Raw genomic sequence first — 13,474 nt, forward strand, 5'->3', positions numbered from 1 at the left:
GTGACACCTCGAAAGTTGATCTTTTACCATCCATAGCGTAATCGATTACTTGAGATAAACAGCTCATTCCACAAACAACAAATCAATTAATAACCAATCATTTAACAGCAATGAACCTGTCTAAGACTGCGAGTGTATGTTTTTTGAGTGTCGTGCTTGGTCAAGGCCTGATGGCGCAGACCAACTGGCAAATCCAGCCCATAGCGATCAAAACCCGTTGGGCAAAGGAAGTTTCCCCCACTAATGCTTTACCCGAGTACCCTCGTCCGCAGATGGTGAGGGAGAACTGGCAAAACCTGAACGGACTGTGGAACTATACCATTACACCTAAAGATGCCACCACGCCTTCCGGCTACCAGGGGCAGATCCTCGTTCCCTACCCGCTGGAATCGGCCCTGTCGGGTGTAAAAAAGCCATTACAGCCATCAGAGAACCTCTGGTATAAACGCGCCTTTACCAAACCCGCCCTGAAAGACGGCGAGCATGTTTTGCTCCATTTCGGCGCTGTTGACTGGCAAGCCACTGTATATGTGAACGGCAAAGAAACCGGTAGCCATAGCGGCGGTTACCAGGCCTTCTCACAGGATATTACGGCTGCCCTTAAAGATGGCGAGAACGAGATCGTAGTAAAGGTTTTTGACCCTACCAGTGAAGGCATCGGCCCCCACGGCAAACAGGTACTCAACCCCGCTAATATCTATTACACCCCTACCTCCGGTATCTGGCAAACAGTATGGCTGGAAACAGTGCCTGCGGATTATATCGCTGGACTAGACATGACTCCGGATATTGACAAAGGCATCCTGAATGTGAAAGTAAATGCCCCTGCCGGCACCAACGTCGAGCTCATTGCCAGCGATGGAGGTACTGAAGTCAGCAAGATAAAAGGCAAGGCAGGCGCTGCATTAAAGCTGCCTGTAAAGAACGCGAAGCTCTGGTCTCCCGCTAATCCTTTCCTATATGACCTGACCGTAAAACTCACCAAAGGCGGTAAAACCATCGACCAGGTAAAGAGCTACTTTGGTATGCGTAAGATTGCCATCCAGAAGGATGAAAAAGGTGTAGACCGTATCTTCCTGAACAATCACGCTTACTTCAACCTGGGTACCCTGGACCAGGGCTTCTGGCCCGACGGTCTGTATACCGCTCCTACTGATAATGCGCTAAAATTCGACATAGAAGCCATCAAAGCGATGGGCTTTAACACCATCCGTAAACACATCAAAGTAGAGCCGGCACGTTGGTATTATCACGCAGATAAACTGGGTATGCTGGTATGGCAGGATTTCGTGAACCCCAACCAGGGATTACCGGAAGGCGCAAAAGCAGAATACGAGAAAGAGACCAAAGAAACGCTGGAACAACTGCACAATCACCCTGCCATTACCACCTGGGTGATCTTTAACGAGAAATGGGGAGCCTTCGATCAACAGCGTATCACCGAATGGGTGAAAGCCAGCGATCCTTCCCGTATTGTGAATGGCCATTCCGGCGAAATGCTGTATGTCAATGAACAACTCCGCAGTCCGTCTCCCAATGCCTGGGTAAGTGCCGACATGACTGATGTTCACTCCTACCCTGACCCGATGAACGCACCTGCCGAACCAGGCAAGGCAAGGGTACTCGGTGAATTCGGCGGTATCGGTGTATTCATTCCTGATCATCAGTGGAACACCAGCAGCGCATGGGGCTATATCCAGGAAAAAGCGGCAGGGCTGGCTACCAAATACACCATCATGAATCAGCACCTGCAACTGCTGGAAGCGGAAGGGCTGTCAGGCTCCATCTACACCCAGCCATTTGATGTGGAAGGAGAACAGAACGGCTTACTGACCTACGATCGTGAAGTGATCAAGATCCCGTTTGAGCAGATGCGTAAGATCCATTCACCACTGAATCCAGATCTGGGTGCTATCCCAGCCGTAACAGCTAAAAATGCTGATCTGACTGATCCGGGTGAAGTTTACAGCAAAATGCTACAGGACTATATCAATGGCCGCCGTGATCCCGAATTCCTGTTCAAAATGGCGATGATGGCGCAACAAGCAGGTGATAAGAATGGCGCAAATATGGCAGGTGGTGCATACATCACTACCTTACAAGCACCTTATACACCTGAACAGCTGGCCCTCATTCTTCAGTTTACCAGCAGCACAAAAGACAAAGGCTTCAGCGTACTGCAGGAACAATTACAATCCCAAAACTCCAAACTGGAAAAAAGACCAGTTACCGTTAAGCTGATGAATATTGTTTTCAGAGATGTGATCGACCCGGTACTGCAGAAAAGCGGAGATACGCCTGACTGGAATGCCATCGCCAACAGCGTAAAACCTTACGGTGATCCAGGCGAAGAGATCTTCCTGCGTGCGAAAACAGTATATACCTTCAACAAACAGGATTGGACCAACTATGCATCCGTAGCAAATACTTACCTGGAAAAATACGGTCAGAATATCCCTGAACAGGAGAGGAACATGTTCCAACAGGCGATCAATAACAGCAAAAATCAATAACAGTTGCATCAAACCAGCATATGACCAGGATCTTCCTCCGTTTTTAACGGAGGAAGATCCTGGTCATATGCTGGTTTGATGCAAGGAATATGCAAATTATATCAACCAAAGTATAACTAAAACACGGGAGGCTGCCTCATATACAGATGAGACAGCCTCCCGTTCAATTAGTTTTTCGTACTTACTACTCCACTGCCTTCACCTCAAAATTCTCATACGTCACATCAAAACTCTGTTTACCCGGAGCAGCTGCTACTATGCCTATTCCAGCCTTTACATTTGGCGGGAAATAAGCTAAACGCAGCATATCATATTTCACGCCATCGAAGGAATATTTTATCTCCACATAATCACCTTTCCTTAAGAGCTTCAGCCAGATGGAAGCGGGACTATCATGTCTTGGCACTACTGACCAGTCGGATACCTCACGTGTTACAACAGCGCTGACATTCTGTACCCCATCTACGTATTCTATGCCCGTTTTGATCCAGTTCTTTTCATCTATACGAACCATCAATCCCGCCTGGTGGAATAGTTCTTTGTAATGGCCACTGATCTTAACACTGGCCTCGAAATTACCGGTCATTTCTTTGTAGTAGAAAGGACCATTATCACGGATGAAACCATAATGTGTCACACGCCAGAAATCTGTATTGGGTTCAATGGTGCAGGTCAGTTTCTTTTCATCTCCTGACCACTTTTTGGGTTCGTTGTTCCACTTCATCTGATTATTTTGAGCGTATAAAAATGTTGATGACAAAACAGCACTGAGAATTAATACTAACGTTTTCATGAAATGTTTTATAGGTTATTTAATGACCGGGTCACGGGTTACATCATTGCAAAGTATTCAAATTTACAATAAGTACAAAGGAAGAATCAGGAGATGTATCAGAGAGACTTGGGAGATGTATCAACCTATTTGCTGTATGGTAATAATTCAATTGGAACTCAAGAGCAGCAAGCGGTTTCTGGAGGAATGCCGGGCCTTCGGCTCCTTGGGCATACGATTGATAAAGCCCAATAGATATTCCCATTCCATACGATTGCGAATGTTTAAATAGTAATTCAATAGCCCAGAGAGGCGCCGACCGGCATCCTACCTGAAACCGTGCGAAACGTCAATCCTACATACGCATGAGAACGCACGACTTCCTTAAGCCGTGCGAAACGCTACCCCCAAAAACACTACTCACTCAAACAAAAAAAGCTGGCAAGCCACCGAAGCAGCCTACCAGCATCGCATGGTATAGGGAATCGACAATCTTTATCTAAACCGCATAAGCTCCTCCCACTTAAACACCCACTCAGGCGTAACCAACAGTTTACCTGCATCAGCAGTATAATACCATGGAAAAGGAAGATTACCTGGATTCTTTAATATATGAATATCCTGCGCCGGCATATAACTCTGCGCCAATAGAAATACCTTCTGCCCTGCAGCATTCACCGCCATATCAACGACGAGGACAGCATGCCCCGGAGAACCACCACGGATAAACACATCACCAGCCCGTATATCCGATGGGGTAGAGACAGTCGCAAGCTCCTTACTCAACGATAAAGTCCCCGCATAAGAAAACACCGTTTGTAAATACTGATAAAAACAATCCTTACCCTGACAAGCCCTCGCTGCCAATTGTCGCTGCAAACGCCCTTGCTTAACCGGGAACCGGAATCCCTTCATCCAGCTACTATAATCCATCAGCGTTCCATCAGTAGCATGAAACGCTATCCGCGTATACTGCTGAGTAGTATACATATATTCTGCATATAATCTGATCACAGCATCCGCACACTGCTGCAAATCTTTCTTTCCCACAGAAACATCCAGTACAGCAAACTGCGCTGACTGATTCGGCTTTCTTTCGCCATTATACAGATATACGGTATTGCTTGTTTTTAAAGGTACTTTCCTCAGCCACGCTCCAAACGAACCTGCATCCTGCGATACCCGTTTATACCCTGCAGGCAATGGTATCTGTCCGACCGTGTCATAATGCACTGCCGGTCTCAGTTGCAGACTCCTGGCCTCAAGATAGTGCCAGAACAGAAGGAAGGCTCCGCTAACAAACATAACCGTAGAGGCCCATGGAAAGTACTTCAATTCGACAAATTTCTATAATGATGCAAGAAATAAAAAGATTCCATAAGACGGTGTTAAATTTTTATATAAATTTGTTCAGGCCACATAGAGACTCCATCTTAGTGCTGCCTTAGAAACATTGGTACCCACTACTTCCTGAGACATATAGCCACAAATCATTGAGATTTTATGAATAAGACCACCTTATTCGTACGGCTCACTACGCACTTTTCGATCGTAAACAATTAATCATTCCTAAAACCCACTCGTATGTCTCTGCAGAACTTTGTACGGGTACACAATGCCCATTTATCCTTTTGGCAATCTGTTGTATCACAACGCGTACGCCAATTATTGGAGCTGACCGGCGCTAAGGTTAGCCATAATCTACTACTCAAACATCCGGCCATCGCCGCTACCGCACAACATGTTAAACTAACGGCGAAGGGCACACCTCCCGGTCCGGACACTTTAGACCTTACTGATCCTGATCAGCAGATGGTATATCTCTCCCATCTGGCCTACGAACAAGCACTATGCGTGGTGGAAGACGATGCGCAAAGAGCCGGGGTGTTGGAGACGGAATACCGTAAGTATAGCGACAAGGATATCATCGGCTTCGCCTCCTGCGTTACTACTTTCGCGGAATACTACCTGAAATACGCAGGCGTCTTCGCATACAACGACTGGAAAGAATTAGGGGAAGATATCTCTACCTACGGTGTTATCAATGAAAATGACAACGGTAACGGTTTCTCCCTTCCATCAGACGCCAGAGTAGCCATCATTGGTGACTGGGGTACCGGACTGGCAGACGCACAGGCTTTGCTGGTAGACATCATCCAAAGGCATAACCCACATTGTATCATTCATCTTGGTGATATCTATTATTCAGGTACACCTGAAGAATGTGTCAACAACTTCTCAGCCATCATTAAAAACGCTTTTGATATCGCTGAAAAGGACCCTGTTCCTGTTTTCACCATTCCCGGCAACCATGATTATTACTCACTGGGATGGGGTTATTACAGCATGGTATATGGCCTGAACAGCGAGATCGGAACAGCTGCTTTTCAACCAGCCAGTTACTTCTGCCTGCGTACGGAAGACGGAGGATGGCAATTCCTGGGAATGGATACCGGTTACAACGATAGTAACCCTGCCGATCAGGCAGACCCGTTCTATGCCGGCCCCTGGCTGCAACCTAATGAGATAGAATGGCACCAGGACAAACTGAACAACTTTGCAGGGGCTACTATCCTGCTTTCACACCACCAGTTGTTCTCCAGCAATTCCAAGATAAACGGAGAATTATCCGATTTCAGCGCACTGCCAGCACAGAACCCTTATCTCTACCAGACCTTCCTGCCTTATTTTCCAAAGATAGCTGCCTGGTTATGGGGACATGAACACAACTTCGTAATGTTTGAAAATGACCTGCTGGGACTCTCCAAAGGACGGCTACTGGGTTGCAGTGCATTCGAAGAACTGACCTCTTCTGATCCTTATGCGATCAACTATCCGGAAATCAAAAATTTTATTGATCCGGAAACAGGAAATATGATAGAACTCTCCACCAACGCTGATCTGAATGGTGTGACTTACTACAATCACGCTTACGCGGTCATTGATTTCAGCGGCAGATCAAATCCTACCGATCCGGTTACGGCTACTTATTACGAATATCCTTCCTGGGGAGATAATCCGCCGGACGATCCTGAAGCTACTCAATTGTACCAGGAGCAGTATAGCCTTCCTCCGGTATCAGAGGTACAGGTACCTTACGTTGCCAATACTTACCTCCTCTCCCAGGACGGACAGTTCATCGGGCCGGAGTATAGAGACTATCCATATATGAGTGATGATACACCGGTAGCACAGCAGTTCTATCCTGTGGTTGTCACATCTGGCAACTATCTGACGCATGGAGATAAGTTGCGCATACTTACTACAGACAGCACTGTAGGCGATAAAAATCAGCTGGGCGCCTTCACCAGAAAGTCGCTGTATTATGATGATGCCAACGACAATAGAACAGCATGGTATGTGTACAAACGGGATACTTCCAATGGACTGGATATTCATTACGGCGATGAAGTATATTTTGTCAATGCAGACTGGGACCAATGGATGCTACCTTATGACAGTGTCGGGCTCAGTGTATTGTACCTGACTACGGAGGAAAATGCTAATTATTACTGGATCATCACACTGCCACAGAACAGTGCTCTCGAAGGTATTACGGCAATACCGAAAAAGAGCCCTTATCGAAAGAAACACCTGCCGTTTACCAAGCAGGAAAAGAATGTTATTGTGTAAAACACAAATAACGTTATAGAAAAGAAAAGAGACTGCCCATCAGTATGAGCAGTCTCTTTTCTTTATATTCTCTTTCATTAATCTACCCTGTCGAGGTCTGTGATCAACAAAGGATTATTCAATCGCATCTCATTGATCAGTTTCTCTACTTCACCTGTCTGCGGTTTTGCCAGTAAGCGCTCCACTTCTTTACTGGTCAGTCCTACCATCTGTAGAAAAGTAACTTCTCCGTGAGGCGTCTGAATAGCGCCCAGTTCAGGATCAGGAACGAATGCCAGTCCGACGATGTCAGTAGCCGTTTCCAGCCTGATAGGTCCATTGGCAGGAACAAAATGATACGGTTCAAACCAGCGTTGACTTTGAAATACATAACGCGCCAGGTTATTCATCACCTGGATAGCCCATGTAGGATCACCGGTATCTTCAGCAAAAGGTTTGAGTCTGAAGGTAAATTCAAATCCCCATTTACTGAATTCACCACCGGCCTGTTCTTCATTATAGTACAGCTGTGACATACCATAGCTGACCATGTGCAGATGCGGGATCTGTTTTTCACTGTCGTAAATACTGGTACCGTCAATAGGGTCTTCACCTCCTATTGCAAAATGTAGGGGCGGAGCATAGTGTCTTGGCTCCTGCGTTCCATAGATGCTTTCCAGTTGTTTATCAATTGCCAGCCATCCTACTGCATCGTCTTCATTGAATAACTTTTTGTACTCTTCCTTCGTCATAGGTTAATTAACGTTTACAGTTCATGTCTGATCATTGTCCTTACCAGGTCTTCCTGCTTTTCGCGTTCCCTGATAATATATACTTTGTCTTTATCAATCATGATCTCTGCCGGCCGTACATGCAGATTATAATTGCTGGCCATCACCATACCGTAAGCACCCACTGTGAATACTGCTACATAGTCGCCCTGCCTTAAAAGTGGCAGCGGCCTTTCCTTAGCAAGATAGTCGGACGACTCACAGATAGGTCCCACCACATCATAGGTGGTCAGTCCTTCCTGCTGCACCGGGTAATTGCGGTTAGTCAATACGTGCTCCGGTTGTGGCTTTACCGGCCAGATGAAATGGAACGCATTGTACATCGCAGGACGGATCAACTCAGTCATACCGCCATCCAGTACCACGATATTTTTATCACCTGACTGCTTTACGTACAACACCTTGCAGACCATTATCCCGGTATTTGCAGAGATGGAACGTCCTGGCTCCAGGATGATCTTAAAGCCTTCATTTTTTACGTAAGGCTCCAGCAGTTCAGTGATCGGACCGGCGAAACTCTCCCAGGAGAAATTGTCATTGTCCATATAATTCGCCGGGAACCCACCACCTATATTCAATACATCCAGCCGGATGTTCTTACGCTTTAAATTTTCCACCAGCTCCACCATTTTGTGAATAGCGGCTACATAAAATGTGTAGGAAGAGATAGGCGAGCCGATATGCGAATGCAGGCCCCTGATCTTCACATAAGGATGATCTGCATTCTCTTCGATCAGCGTTTCCACATTGGCATAGTCAATACCGAATTTCGCGCCCTTATGACCGGTACGGGTCTTTTCATTTGTCTTCTCATCCAGGATATCCGGCAGGATACGGATCAACACATTCACCTCTCTTTTCTGTTCTCCGGCCAGCTCCTGCACTCTTGCCAGTTCCTGCTCGGATTCGATATTGATAAAACCTACCTCGCTGAGGATAGCGTCTGTGATCTCCTCATCAGACTTCCCCACGCCGGCAAACACAACCTTTGACAGATCGGCATTACTCTGTTTCACTACAAACAGCTCTCCCCCGCTCACAATGTCCATTCCGGCGCCCAGGGCTGCCAGTTCATTCAGCAGATGTACATTATTGCTCGACTTCACAGAAAAGCAGATCATAGGCTGCAGCTTCTCAAAGATGCTGTAGATCTTCTTATAATGCAGCCTTAATGTATTCGCTGAATACAGGTAAAAAGGCGTGGGAAGACCTTTGTCCGGCAAACTATTCACCGCAATATCTTCGCAATAGAGTACTCCATTCTTATATTGAAACAGATCCATATAAATTATTCTATAAAACAGAAAGATAAAAGAAATTATTGTTATGAAAACATATAAAACCATTATAAAACCCCCATGCCATTAAATCGGAGAATTCCGATACCTTTGCAGTATGGATCAAGTTGAAGTTTTTAAGGCCTTATCCAACAAAAAAAGGCTGGAAATCTTAGCCTGGCTGAAGGAACCGGAAAAGCATTTCCCCAAACAGGAATGCGGGGAATTTGCCAGGACAGGCGTGTGCGTGGGCCATATTCAGCAGAAATCAGGACTTACGCAATCCACAGTATCTGAGTACCTGTCTATGCTGCAGCGGGCGAACCTACTGATAGCTACCCGTTTGGGCCAATGGACACACTACAAGAGAAACGAGGAAGCCATTAAAAAGCTGGGCCTCCACATCCAGGATGAACTGTAGGTCTTTCCAATAAAAGATCAGGAATGAACGATGATCCATTCCTGATCCCCCGGTAAAAATTATTCCGGCTTATACTGCAGGGAAGAAGGCGGCGCGGCCTGTTCCCCATTACCCCATTGCTTATTATGCGCTTCTCCCATCACTAATTTCAGTACTCCTCCCTTCAGCAGGGCCTCGTGTGTGAACCAGGGCACATTCAAGGGCTGGCCATTCAATGATGCCTGCTGGATGTATTTGTTCTTCGCAGAACTGCCCGGTGCAGATACAGTGAACACCTTACCATTTGACAAATTGATAGTCACTTCTTCAAATACAGGACTACCAATGTTATACACCGGTACGCCAGGCGTTACCGGACAGAAGCCCATCATAGAGAATACCACGAAAGCCGTCATACCACCACCATCTTCATCACCGGGAATACCGAACAGGTTGTCTGTATACCAGGTATCCAGCAGCATGCGGATGCGTTTTTGCGTCTTCCAGGGAGCCCCCATATAGTTATACAGGTAAGGGATATGGAAGCTGGGTTCATTCCCCATCACAAACTGTCCTACCAGGCCGGTAGCATCCGGAAAGGTATACCATAACTGGTACTTACTGCGACCCAGGCCCTCACGGAACAGCTGGTCCAATTTCTCTTCTGCCTTTGCACGGCCTCCCATCAGTTCAAACAGGCCATGCAGATCATGTTTTACATCCCAATTGTAAGTGTAGGCATTGTTCTCTGTGAAGTAATCACGTCCACCCTGACCACCTGAGAATTTAGGATCGAAGGGCTCTATCCAGTTACCGTCTGCATCTTTTGGCCACATAAACCCATGATCTGCACGGTATACATTTTTGTAGTTGGTAGCCCGTTTCAGGAAGAGAGCAGTATCTTCTGGTTTGCCCGCTGCTTTCGCCAGCTGCGCAATACACCAGTCATCATAACTGTTTTCCAGCGTTACCGCTACTGCCTGACGGCGTTCAAAACCATGTACAGCTTTCACGGTTTCCTTCTCTCCCGGTTTCAGTGCCGGCATATAGCCATGTTCATTGTAAAAGGAATCCAGTGAAGTGGCAGGACCATTCTTCCATGGCAGCAGTGTAGCCTGCAGAGAATTCTTCTTCACACCCTCATAAGCCTTCTTTATATCAAAGTCCCTGATACCTTTGAACCAGGCGTCTGCAAACCATGCAGCAGCATGATTGCCTGTCATACAAGGATTATCACCCCATAGTATAGAGAAGGAAGGCATCCAGCCACTCTGCTCATACATGGTCACATAAGAGCGGATCTTATCTGCTTCCATTTTAGGATTCAACAGGGTCTGTAATGGCTCCAGGGCGATATAAGTATCCCACAGCCAGTTATCCACATAAAAAGGTTTGTCGGAAGTGTGTACCTGGTGATCGTAGGCGCTGTAGTATTTGCCGTATTCGTTAATGTTCACCATTCGCTCATACGCACGGTACAGGGACGTGTAGAATACTCTCTTTTGCGCAGGAGTACCGCCTTTCACATTGATCTGATCCAGCACCTCCCAGGCCTTGAGTGCCTTGCTGGTAACAATGGCGACACCCCAGTCAGGGATTTCTTTCTGCAGGTTAGCCTTTGCCTGTTCAACACTTATGAAGGAGATACCATAACGCACATCCACCTGCTGGGCCTTATTACCGGTTGCTACAAAGAGATGTTTATTCTCGCCACGGTAGTTTGAACCTGTAATGTCTGTATTCAGCTCCGCATAAAAGTAAGCACTCATCCCACTGAAATTCTCTCTTCCGGTGATAACACGCTTTCCGCTGACAGACAGCTCGCCCTCATCATTAAGAATGCTGAATCGCAGCTGATGAGGTGTATTGCCGGCAAAGCGGATACTGAAATAACCACTGCGGGCAGCAGGGGAGAATTCCACATTATCAGTATCATCCAGGTAAACACTGTAGTTATAAGGCCTGGCTTCCTCCCTGTCAGATACCCGGGACTGCCGCCAGTTATTATCATTGATCTCTCCGGAGATGGGTAATAATCCAAACAGGCTCTCCTGGCGGTGAGAAGCGATCGTTAAGGGGAAATAGCTGATCTCATCATCCAGCTGGTCCTTACGTCCGGGGAATACTCTTACCATACTGTTAGGCAGATACATAGCCGGACGGGTAGGTTCCAGTATGAGCCCTACGCTGCCGATAGTGGGATCTACATACGATACATTGCTGGTTCTGCGCGTTTGAGCCATGACCGCAGTGACCGATCCCAATAGCAAAATAGCTGTACTTATTAAGTGCCTGTAACTTTTCATAAATTCTTTTTGAATGATCAGGACAGACAATGTACAAATGAAAAAAGAGACTCCAAAACTGAAGTCTCTTTTTTCTAAGCTTTCTAAGTGATTAGTCTTTCAGATGCAGGTAAGCCTTTACCTGTTTGTAGTCGTTCCAGTCAATTCCTGCAGCCTTACGTGCTTCGGTGCCACCAGGGATCAGTACATACCTGTATTGCTGGTATTTAACGCCGTTATCAGTAACTGTATTGAACGGTCCATTAGCGATCAGGGTGATCAGCTTAAGTGAATAAGACGCGTTAATACTGGCGCCGCTGAATGGGTTGGTGTAAGGCAAAGGAGCGATGTCCTTTTCGGCTTCGGAATAGGTGTTGATGAACACTTTAATATCGCCGGTAGACAAGATCTCGTCTGTCAGTTTCTCAGCTTCGATATGTGCACCAAAAAAGATAGTATCCAGTTTACCGTTACCATCTGTATCGGTGTCTTCTGTAACGGCCTCGTATTCTACATCCAGCCAGTCAGAATAAATAATACCGGAAGTAGCATCTTCACCGTCGGCACCTTTAGGACCTGCAGGACCCGCAGGACCAGTTGCACCGGTATCACCTTTAGGACCAGCAGCTCCATCCTTACCACATGCGCCAAATAAGCAGATTCCACATAACAACAAGGCGTACAAAGACATTTTTCTCATGTTTCGATTTAGGTTTTAATTTTAAGTGTTAAAGTGATTTAATAAAAAGCGTTTCCGTTAAGGTTCGAATGCTCTTCCCGCTACCAGACATTACGCGGACACAAATCCGCAAAGCGATTCCCGATCATGATCCCTATCACGATCTCGTGAGAACCATGGCTGGCAATATTCAATCCTGAAGTAGTATAATCATAGGCATATCCCACGTTGAAAGTGGCGTTCACATTAATACCCAGCATGGCAGCAATACCATCCTTATGGCGGTAAGAAGCGCCTACCCATGCGCGGTCCTGGTATTGCAGTTTCGCATTCACATCAAAGCTCAGGGGCAGCGCAGTCACATATTTGATCATAACAGAAGGCAGCAGGCTCAGATCTTCATTTACCCACAAGCGATAACCCGCCGTACCAAACAGATGCGGTACCAGCTTTCCGCGATACACATTCTCCCCTACCACCTTTCCGTTATCAAAACCTATTGCAGATGGTACGATGTTCTGTGCAGAGATACCGGCAAAGTATTGTGATGAATACAGGTACAAACCAACACTCACATCCGGGCGCCACCTGCCCAACACGGTACTGCCTGCAATAGCCGGATCAGCGGGATTCTGAAATTCCAGCTTTGATGCATCGAGGGAGATGCGCTGCGCCCCGACAGATATACCTGCACTCAAACTGGTGCCCGGTGCGACACCAATGTGATGGGCATAAGTACCACTTATCGAAAACCTGTTCAGCGGTCCGGTACGATCATTCAGAATGGTAAGTCCTGCACCGGCATGCGACGCCGGCGCTGAATAAGACGCCCAGTATGCCTTGCCACGTGGATTCGATCCCTCCGGATTAAACCCCGTAGCTGATGCCTCCGGATAGTCTGTCTTGCTTAAGGGTCCATGCACTGTCAGGTAAGTCGTAACCGGACTACCATTCAGCCCTGCCCATTGATGCCGGTGACTGGCCTTCACATCCCAGTAGTTCTCAATACCCGCTACGGCAGGATTGATAATGAACGTGTTCAGCACATACTGTGTATAGTGTGGTTGCTGCTGTGCCAATACCTGTACCGGCAAGACTACCAGTACAAGTATGATGACAGCTATCATGCCCTTCAACTGCATCCG

10 protein-coding genes are annotated in these 13,474 nt (G+C 46.8%); 3 read left to right on the forward strand and 7 right to left on the reverse strand.

The features are described from left to right. Positions 1-110 precede the first annotated feature (110 nt). Complete coding sequence (locus tag BLR32_RS22520; RefSeq protein ID WP_089835124.1) at positions 111-2,513, forward strand: glycoside hydrolase family 2 protein; 2,403 nt, start codon at positions 111-113, stop codon at positions 2,511-2,513. 184 nt (positions 2,514-2,697) lie between these two features. On the opposite strand, the gene BLR32_RS22525 is transcribed toward BLR32_RS22520, so the two are convergent. Together BLR32_RS22525 and BLR32_RS22530 are read right to left on the reverse strand one after the other, a co-directional pair. Further along, the gene (locus tag BLR32_RS22525) at positions 2,698-3,237 is read right to left on the reverse strand and encodes a DUF1349 domain-containing protein (RefSeq protein WP_089835125.1); all 540 of its coding nucleotides are present in this window, start codon (positions 3,235-3,237) and stop codon (positions 2,698-2,700) included. A gap of 543 nt (positions 3,238-3,780) precedes the next feature. Beyond that, the gene (locus BLR32_RS22530) at positions 3,781-4,620 is read right to left on the reverse strand and encodes a DUF4846 domain-containing protein (protein WP_218124238.1); all 840 of its coding nucleotides are present in this window, start codon (positions 4,618-4,620) and stop codon (positions 3,781-3,783) included. Positions 4,621-4,869: 249 nt separating this feature from the next. Here BLR32_RS22530 and BLR32_RS22535 point away from each other — a divergent pair, with 249 nt between their 5' ends. Next, positions 4,870-6,918 carry a metallophosphoesterase family protein gene (locus tag BLR32_RS22535; RefSeq protein ID WP_089835127.1) on the forward strand — a complete coding sequence of 683 codons (2,049 nt, stop codon included), beginning with the start codon at positions 4,870-4,872 and terminating at the stop codon, positions 6,916-6,918. 77 nt (positions 6,919-6,995) lie between these two features. Here BLR32_RS22535 and BLR32_RS22540 read toward each other — a convergent pair whose 3' ends face one another. Both BLR32_RS22540 and lysA read right to left on the reverse strand, forming a co-directional pair. Next, positions 6,996-7,649: a suppressor of fused domain protein gene (locus BLR32_RS22540; RefSeq protein ID WP_089835128.1), complete on the reverse strand. Its 654-nt coding sequence runs from the start codon at positions 7,647-7,649 to the stop codon at positions 6,996-6,998. Positions 7,650-7,663: 14 nt separating this feature from the next. Continuing rightward, a complete protein-coding gene (lysA, locus tag BLR32_RS22545; RefSeq protein WP_176842397.1) occupies positions 7,664-8,971 on the reverse strand; it encodes a diaminopimelate decarboxylase in 1,308 nt (435 codons plus the stop codon). A 112-nt stretch (positions 8,972-9,083) separates the two neighbouring features. On the opposite strand from lysA, the gene BLR32_RS22550 reads away from it, so the two are divergent. Beyond that, positions 9,084-9,386, forward strand: coding sequence for an ArsR/SmtB family transcription factor (locus tag BLR32_RS22550; RefSeq protein ID WP_089835130.1), 303 nt, complete (start codon positions 9,084-9,086; stop codon positions 9,384-9,386). A 59-nt stretch (positions 9,387-9,445) separates the two neighbouring features. On the opposite strand, the gene BLR32_RS22555 is transcribed toward BLR32_RS22550, so the two are convergent. The 3 genes from BLR32_RS22555 to BLR32_RS22565 all read right to left on the reverse strand — a co-directional run bounded on the left by BLR32_RS22555 (position 9,446) and on the right by BLR32_RS22565 (position 13,471). Beyond that, the gene (locus BLR32_RS22555) at positions 9,446-11,671 is read right to left on the reverse strand and encodes a GH92 family glycosyl hydrolase (RefSeq protein ID WP_089835131.1); all 2,226 of its coding nucleotides are present in this window, start codon (positions 11,669-11,671) and stop codon (positions 9,446-9,448) included. Positions 11,672-11,762: 91 nt separating this feature from the next. Next, on the reverse strand, positions 11,763-12,350 hold the full coding sequence (locus BLR32_RS34115; protein ID WP_176842398.1) for a collagen-like triple helix repeat-containing protein: 588 nt from the start codon (positions 12,348-12,350) through the stop codon (positions 11,763-11,765). A gap of 80 nt (positions 12,351-12,430) precedes the next feature. Then, entirely contained in the window at positions 12,431-13,471 is a 1,041-nt protein-coding gene (locus BLR32_RS22565) for a PorP/SprF family type IX secretion system membrane protein (protein ID WP_089835133.1), read from the reverse strand. Positions 13,472-13,474: the final 3 nt, after the last annotated feature.

The sequence above is a fragment of the Chitinophaga filiformis genome (assembly GCF_900102545.1).
Classification (GTDB): domain Bacteria; phylum Bacteroidota; class Bacteroidia; order Chitinophagales; family Chitinophagaceae; genus Chitinophaga; species Chitinophaga filiformis.

What these genes read in the sequence shown, in the direction of transcription:
- BLR32_RS22525 (WP_089835125.1), bottom strand. Translation starts at nt 3,237, where the DNA reads ATGAAGTGGAACAACGAACCCAAAAAGTGGTCAGGAGATGAAAAGAAA.
- BLR32_RS22520 (WP_089835124.1), top strand. Translation starts at nt 111, where the DNA reads ATGAACCTGTCTAAGACTGCGAGTGTATGTTTTTTGAGTGTCGTGCTT.
- BLR32_RS22550 (WP_089835130.1), top strand. Translation starts at nt 9,084, where the DNA reads ATGGATCAAGTTGAAGTTTTTAAGGCCTTATCCAACAAAAAAAGGCTG.
- BLR32_RS22540 (WP_089835128.1), bottom strand. Translation starts at nt 7,649, where the DNA reads ATGACGAAGGAAGAGTACAAAAAGTTATTCAATGAAGACGATGCAGTA.
- lysA (WP_176842397.1), bottom strand. Translation starts at nt 8,971, where the DNA reads ATGGATCTGTTTCAATATAAGAATGGAGTACTCTATTGCGAAGATATT.
- BLR32_RS22535 (WP_089835127.1), top strand. Translation starts at nt 4,870, where the DNA reads ATGTCTCTGCAGAACTTTGTACGGGTACACAATGCCCATTTATCCTTT.
- BLR32_RS22565 (WP_089835133.1), bottom strand. Translation starts at nt 13,471, where the DNA reads ATGCAGTTGAAGGGCATGATAGCTGTCATCATACTTGTACTGGTAGTC.
- BLR32_RS34115 (WP_176842398.1), bottom strand. Translation starts at nt 12,350, where the DNA reads ATGAGAAAAATGTCTTTGTACGCCTTGTTGTTATGTGGAATCTGCTTA.
- BLR32_RS22555 (WP_089835131.1), bottom strand. Translation starts at nt 11,671, where the DNA reads ATGAAAAGTTACAGGCACTTAATAAGTACAGCTATTTTGCTATTGGGA.